This is a genomic window from Flavobacterium taihuense (genome assembly GCF_019351435.1).
Taxonomy (GTDB): Bacteria; Bacteroidota; Bacteroidia; order Flavobacteriales; family Flavobacteriaceae; genus Flavobacterium; species Flavobacterium taihuense.
In genome coordinates this window covers 1-6,559 of the sequence record NZ_JAHWYN010000042.1, presented here as the reverse complement: position 1 = coordinate 6,559, position 6,559 = coordinate 1, and the positions used below count along the sequence as shown (strand labels likewise).

Annotated in this window: 9 protein-coding genes; 3 read left to right on the top strand and 6 right to left on the bottom strand. The window is 31.2% G+C overall.

The features are described 5' to 3' along the window. Window positions 1-274 precede the first annotated feature (274 nt). From KZH69_RS20145 to KZH69_RS20630, 4 genes are all read right to left on the bottom strand, one after another. Window positions 275-667, bottom strand: coding sequence for a hypothetical protein (locus KZH69_RS20145; protein ID WP_219319264.1), 393 nt, complete (start codon window positions 665-667; stop codon window positions 275-277). Window positions 668-873: 206 nt separating this feature from the next. Next, window positions 874-1,422 (bottom strand): hypothetical protein, encoded by a 549-nt coding sequence (locus KZH69_RS20140; RefSeq protein ID WP_219319263.1) that lies wholly within the window; start codon window positions 1,420-1,422, stop codon window positions 874-876. Continuing rightward, on the bottom strand, window positions 1,400-4,831 hold the full coding sequence (locus KZH69_RS20135; protein ID WP_219319262.1) for a DEAD/DEAH box helicase: 3,432 nt from the start codon (window positions 4,829-4,831) through the stop codon (window positions 1,400-1,402). The genes KZH69_RS20140 and KZH69_RS20135 overlap by 23 nt, the downstream gene beginning before the upstream one ends. Then, window positions 4,831-4,962: a hypothetical protein gene (locus KZH69_RS20630; RefSeq protein ID WP_255558540.1), complete on the bottom strand. Its 132-nt coding sequence runs from the start codon at window positions 4,960-4,962 to the stop codon at window positions 4,831-4,833. The genes KZH69_RS20135 and KZH69_RS20630 overlap by 1 nt, the downstream gene beginning before the upstream one ends. A gap of 245 nt (window positions 4,963-5,207) precedes the next feature. Between KZH69_RS20630 and KZH69_RS20130 the strand changes: the two genes are divergently transcribed. Further along, complete coding sequence (locus KZH69_RS20130) at window positions 5,208-5,387, top strand: hypothetical protein (RefSeq protein WP_219319261.1); 180 nt, start codon at window positions 5,208-5,210, stop codon at window positions 5,385-5,387. Here the strand turns inward: KZH69_RS20130 and KZH69_RS20125 are convergent. Further along, window positions 5,384-5,548 carry a hypothetical protein gene (locus tag KZH69_RS20125; RefSeq protein WP_219319260.1) on the bottom strand — a complete coding sequence of 55 codons (165 nt, stop codon included), beginning with the start codon at window positions 5,546-5,548 and terminating at the stop codon, window positions 5,384-5,386. The genes KZH69_RS20130 and KZH69_RS20125 overlap by 4 nt on opposite strands. A gap of 276 nt (window positions 5,549-5,824) precedes the next feature. Between KZH69_RS20125 and KZH69_RS20120 the strand changes: the two genes are divergently transcribed. Next, a complete protein-coding gene (locus tag KZH69_RS20120) occupies window positions 5,825-6,028 on the top strand; it encodes a hypothetical protein (RefSeq protein WP_219319259.1) in 204 nt (67 codons plus the stop codon). On the opposite strand, the gene KZH69_RS20115 is transcribed toward KZH69_RS20120, so the two are convergent. Further along, a complete protein-coding gene (locus KZH69_RS20115; protein ID WP_219319258.1) occupies window positions 5,996-6,193 on the bottom strand; it encodes a hypothetical protein in 198 nt (65 codons plus the stop codon). The two genes, KZH69_RS20120 and KZH69_RS20115, sit on opposite strands and share 33 nt — an antisense overlap. A 46-nt stretch (window positions 6,194-6,239) precedes the next feature. Between KZH69_RS20115 and KZH69_RS20110 the strand changes: the two genes are divergently transcribed. After that, window positions 6,240-6,386 carry a hypothetical protein gene (locus tag KZH69_RS20110; RefSeq protein WP_219319257.1) on the top strand — a complete coding sequence of 49 codons (147 nt, stop codon included), beginning with the start codon at window positions 6,240-6,242 and terminating at the stop codon, window positions 6,384-6,386. Window positions 6,387-6,559 lie beyond the last annotated feature (173 nt).

Genomic DNA, 6,559 nt, shown 5'->3' with positions numbered 1-6,559 from the left:
TTTCTAATGTTAAGAAAAACAATTATTTATTATTAGTATCTTTTCTAATACTCATCAAAAAATTCAATTTCTTCCGTTAACTATTACGAGTCGATTTTAGCGACAAAGATGTTAAATGCCGTATAACGTTCCCGCGCTACAAGCAGTTTGGGACTAAATTAAGCCCATTATTCGGATTTGCTAAATCTTCCAAATACAAACCAATTTTTCAATTAAGCCAAATGCCCAAATTGCTTGTAGCGTGTGTTACTAGCTGGTGCTTTCGTGATTATCATTAATCCTCAATTATAAGGTTGCCTTTTCCATTAATTATTTTTGCCAAGGCTAGTTTTAAGTTCTCAAATTCTAATTCTTTAACCTTAATCTCGACTTCGAACATTTCGTTATTTATGTTTATCACAAATCGTTCACGAGATAATTCAATTTTAAAATCTTCTAATTCGCAAGACTTATCAAAGTCGCTTGATTCAAAATAATAGTAATCATCTTCAAATTCGTCTTCAGCATAAGTTCTTTGAAGCATAATATATTGTTCCGTAGAAGCTAGTATTTCATCAACCGTTAGTTCCTCTGAAGATTCATGGGTACCTAGGTTTTCAGAAAATGTAATTTCACAGCCAAATTCAAGGTCACTAATTGACAATTCTTTACATTCGAATTTCGTCATATTTATCTTTTATTGAACAAAATTTCTTGGGAATCTGTTTTCTGCACTAGCTAGTAACGTTCTGGCGCTACACGAGGTTTGGGATTAAATATGAGAGGTTTTTCGGTTAAACACAAATTTTCCAAGTACAAAACCATCTTTAAATTCAACCTAATGCCCAAATCTCGTGTAACGGCTGTTATCGGCTGGCGTTTTTGTCAGGCGCGTTATGTCCATAGTTTTATTACAGCTAAAATACTCATTATTAAAGTCAGTCCACCAATTACCCAAATTGAAATTTTTATTGTCTTGTTTTCGGCTTCGATAACTTGTCTTAATTCTTTTGTGTTTTTAGCAAATTCAATTTCAAAAATTTGTTTGATTTGATTTCGCTCGTTCTCAATAAGTTGTTTTATTTCCGATTTGTTTTCGTCGAGTTTTATTTTGATTGTGCTTTCAAGGTCTTTGTAAAACTCTTTATTTTCTTTTCGGATTTGGTCGGTTTTCTCTTCAACAAGTTTAGCAAGCTCGGTTTTATTCTGCTTGTTAGAGTTTTCAAGTTCAATTAAACTTTGAGTAACTTTTTGTTGCTGTGCTTTTTGAAGTTCATTTATTTTGTCAAGTACTTTGCTGTTTTCTTCAAACTGCTTGCTTATTTCGTTATATGTTTCCGTTAGTTGCTGTAACTTTTTGTAAGCACCCGAAACTTCTTTAAGTTGATCAACTTCTTTGTTGAACTCTTCAAGTGTTTCATTAAATTTTTGCAAGTTGCTCATATAATTTCTTATTAAGTTTTTTTAGTTCTTGTAATTTTTGAGAATAAATATCATTAAGCAAATATGCCAAATCGTAATATTCTGCAAGTTCTTCTAACATTTTAGGATAATATTTTGAAATGGATTGACTTAATTCCATTTTTTGTTCTTCGCTTAAATGTTTTCCTAAAATCTTTAAGCGTTGTAAAAAGTCAGTTTGTTCTTCTTCTGAAAAAGTTTGTTTGATACTTGACAATGCACTTTCAAAACGTTCTTTTCCATCACTATCTTCATAATCATTCAGTGCTAAACGAACAAAACCGCTTAAAAAATTTAGACCGACATTGTTTCTGTAACTTTCCAAAAATCGGCTTATACTGTCTTTTAGTTTCTCGAATTCAATTTTGTTTGGAAATTGGTTGTTAGTCGTCAAGACTTCAAACCATTTTTTATATTCTTTTGGGTTTTCAGCAATATGTTGAAGTACAAAAGTTGTTTCAGAAAAAATAAAATAACTATCAATCCGCTGTTTAAAACTTTCGCTGTCTTCAAATTCTGAACACCAATCCGAAAGCGTTTTTAAAGATTGCTTACGACCGTAAGCTATATTCTCAAAAGTCCAATTCAGTAAATACCAAACTGATTTTTCTAAAATTGAATTTTGAGGAATTTTCTGTAAATCCATTTTTACATCTGTGTTTGGTTCATACTTAGTAATATAATCCGAAACACTTTTTACAATGTGGTTTTCATCAAGAGTTTTGAATTGCACTTCAAAATGGTCGATGAAATTTGTTGTCCAATCCGAAATAATTCCTAAAAGGCTTAAACGATAAATTGCTTTTTGCAAAGTGTCGCTATTGATTTTCAATTTTGAATAAGCGTCATTCCAAAAAATTCGAAGTTTTGAGTTTTCTCGAAAGTAGTTTCTGATTACACCTAAAATGATTTCAAAATCTTTTTCTATATCGTTTTGCCCTTGAACAAATAAGAAAACTTGTTTGAAAATATCTCTACCCCCATATCCGACTTCATCACTAATGCTTTTTATTTCGGCAAATGTTGTGTCTTTGTCGAAAAGTCGTTTAACTCTTTCTTGGTCGTGAGTTTCAGGCGAATGTAAAACATAGCATTTCCCTATCTTATTTTTATTTTCTGCTTTTCGTTTGTCCCAACGTCCAGCTCTTCCTGCTTCTTGATATAATGCTTCAACTGAACTTGGTAAACCGTAATGGAAAGTATAATGGATGTTTTGTTTGTCAATACCCATTCCAAAGGCTTTTGTAGCAACTAACAATTGATATTTATTTTCTTTGAAATCTTTTTGAACTCGTTGTTTGAATTTATTAAATTCATCTCTTGCCATTACTGGTTCTGTGCCAATTTTTCGTCCTGTGTTTTGATCTAAAACATCACGTTTAGGAATGTCTCCTGAAAACCAACTTACTTTATCCTGATAAATAGCATTTAATGTATTTGAAACTTGATAACAACCATAAGCTCCATTTACATTTGGTGTAAACACCAAACCTGCTTTTTCTTCGTTTTCTGTAAAACTCTCATTGTCTTTAAGCTCTTCAAGAAGTTCTTTTATCTTTTGACTTTTATTTCCGTTATCATTGATTACTTCAAATTGTAATTCTTTACGGCTGTAATCTAAAAGCGATTTTATATTTTCATCTTCTAATCTCTGTTTCTGTCTTGAAAACTCTATTTTTATATCTGTCATAACTTTAACAGAAGCTGTTGCCGTTAATCCAATAAACTTAATTTTCCCCGCACCATTTTCATCTTTAGGGCTTAATTTGTCAATGGTTTTGGCTAAATTCAAATACGAAGTTCTGAAATCGTGTCCCCATTCTGAAAGACAATGAACTTCATCTACAACTGCATAAGCAATTGAGAAATTGGCAACAATTGCACTTATTTTTTCTCTGAAACTTGGAATTTGGAATTTCTCGGGTGAAATCCAAACAAACAAATATTGTCCTTGCTCAAAGTTTCTTTCAATATCTCGCCTTTCGTCTGCTTCTAAATCACTTGTAATAAAACTTACATTGGTTACAAGAGTTTTCACCAAATTATCGTTTTGGTCGTACATCAAAGATTTGATGGGGCAGACCACAAAATTTATACTTGGTTGAAGCAAACAAGGAAGTTGATAACACAAAGATTTTCCACCACCAGTTGGCAAAAGTCCAATTGTATCTTTTCTGTTCAATACATTTGAAACAATTGGAAATTGTCCTTCTCTAAAATTTGACTTGTCAAAAATGTTATCAAGAAAAAACTCCAAATTAGTTTTGTCTTCGTCTGTGATATTGTAATTAATTGGTTCGGTTGTACTAACTCTGAAATAGTTTTTATCTTTTACAATGTCAAAATAATCTGTGCGAACAAAAATTACATCTTCGCTGATTTTGTTTTCGTCTGTATAACGTTTAAATAGAGAAAAGTCAATGTTTATGGCTTTCGTTGTTGGCTGAAATTTCGTTTTGTCATTAGTTATTTCAATGCTGAAATTTGGTTTCTTGAGTTCTTGTTTGTTTTTGAGTTGCCAAAGTTTGTCAATCCAAATGAGTAAATCATTAATTGCCAACTTTGGAAAATCTGGCAAGTTTTCGTGAGATAAAATGTTGAAATTCCAATCTTCATCAAATGTCAAATACTTGTGAGTAAGCAACTCAATGAGTAAGACTTGAAAACGTATTATTGCCGTAGGCAATAATTTCGTTTTAATTTCTTCTTCTCTCATCTGATTTTTTTCTATTTTATCACAAGCATTTTTGTAGTAGGATAGAAGTTTTTCAAATCTTTCAAGATGTTTTAGAATAGTTTCAACTTTTGAAACGTAAGAACCATTTTGTAATTCCCTTGTGTCAATTCTAATGGTTGTGATTCCTTTGTTTGATAAAAAGTTATCTCTTATTCCGTCCGAAACTCTAGTAACTTCATCAATTTTATGTTGTTGTCCGTCAATTTCAATTACAAGTTTTGCTTGTGGTAAATAAAAATCAACTTGTTGGTTAATGAAATTTTTATTTTCTTCTCCAATAATTTCATTGATTTGAATTTCAGGAATTAGTAACGATTGGATAAATGAATATTCTCCAAATTCATTAGGAATAATTCTTTCAAAAAAATCTTTTGCAGGATAATAATTATTGACTTTGTCTCCTTTAATTGTGTCGTTCCAAATTGGCGTTTGGTTTGTCGCAAACAAAAAACGTTCTTCAAAATTGTCAAGTTTATGGATTTCGCCTAATTCAGATTGCAAGTATTTTGAAAGTGTTGTCGGAAAACCACGTTGCAAAATGTTTTTTGTGACATACAAAATCGGTAACAAGTCAGCATTTGTCTGATTTGTTACAAGGTTCTGAATTACAAAATTCGGATTAGTGTACGTGTAGTTTGCCGTGTATTTCTTCATTAATGATTATAGGGCCATCCACAAGTTTGACAAACATCTTCATCATCTAAATAGTAATCTGCACAATTAGGACATTTTCCAGTGTAATTTTGAATAATACTTCTAAATAATTTAAAAATTCGTTTCTTCATATTAATTTCTTTTGGTGAGTTTTTTTACGCTTGCCGATAACGTTCTGGCACTACAGCGGGTTTGGGACTAAATTAAGCCCTATTTTCGGATTTGCCAAATCATCCAAATACGAAACCAACTTTCCATTAAGCCCAATGCCCAAATCCGTTGTAGTGGCTGTTAGGCATTCGGTTCTTTATGTTCAATACTTCGGTTTAGTTTCTGCACCGTTTTTAAGTCAGAAACACAATTTAAATATTTTATTATGAATAATGAACAAGAAAAATTTCTTTTAGAAAAGCCTTTTAAAGTTTTAGATTTGAAACCTATTTTGTCTGATTACAGAGTTATAGGTTTCAATACAACTGTTTTTTTAAAAGATGCAAAAGCAGTAGATGATTTTGCAAAATGGTACAAAAAAGAAATTCTAAAAATAAAAATTTAGGCTTTTCTTTCTAAAGTATATCTAACTGTTTCAAATAAATAACCTTTGTAATAATGAATATTTAAAATAACGAATCCGTCTTTTGCTTTTTCATTTAGCCAATCTTGGGCTTCTTGAACGCTTTTAATATCAAATTCGTAAATTCTGTATTCTGTTTTCATAGTTTAATTTTTAAATGGTTATTTATATTTTTTATCTGCGTCAGTTCGGTTGAACTGATGCCTAACGTTCCCGCGCTACACGCAGGCTGGGGTTAAGGAAGTCTAAACTTCCGATTAATTAGTGTTTTTTTCAAATACAAGACCGACTTCAAATTGAACCTTATGCCCAGCTTGCTTGTAGCGTGTGTTGGCGGTTCGGTTCTTTATTCATTCCAATTTTTCGGTTTAGTTTCTGCGCCGTTTTAAAGTCAGAAACATAATTTAAAATTAAATATTATGTCACACAATGTTACTTATTATCAAGAAGAATGTAGATTTGGTCAAAATACCGATACTCTAAACGCTTTACAGGAACTTTCAGAAAAACGACCTGAAACAATTCAGCATTTTGAAAACTTAAAAAATGCAATTGATGTTTTTAATACTGTAGAAATTGAAATTGATATTTCAATACGTTTCAAGTCCGAAACTTTCTATTAAAGATAAATGCTCTTCTAAATTACTTCTATCAATTTCAAATGTTAATACAAGTCCTTTTTCTGCACTCATAGTCAGATGAGAATCTACTCTGTATTTTGTTTTTATTCCTGCAATTAAAGGTCGTGCTAATTCAAAATTTTTAAAATGGATTTGTCTTGTTATCATAAAGTTATATTTAATTAATTACGAACATTTAAAAAAAAGAAATAAGATGAATACAATTATAATTGCAACACAACCAATTTTAGTATGTGTTTCTTGGTCTTTTGATTTATCATTATTGCACCAATGGCAAACTTTTCCGCTAAATGGCGTTTCTTTTCCGCAGTTACTACATCTCATTTTTTTGAATGTTTAATTGTTTAAAACGTTATTTTCTGCGGTCATTTCGGTTGAACTGACCGCCAACGTTCCCGCGCTAAAAGCAGTTTGGGACTAAATTAAGCCTATTCTTCGGATTTGCCAAATCATCCAAATACAAAACCATATTTAAATTAAGCCAAATACCCAAATTGCTTGTAGCGTGTGTTG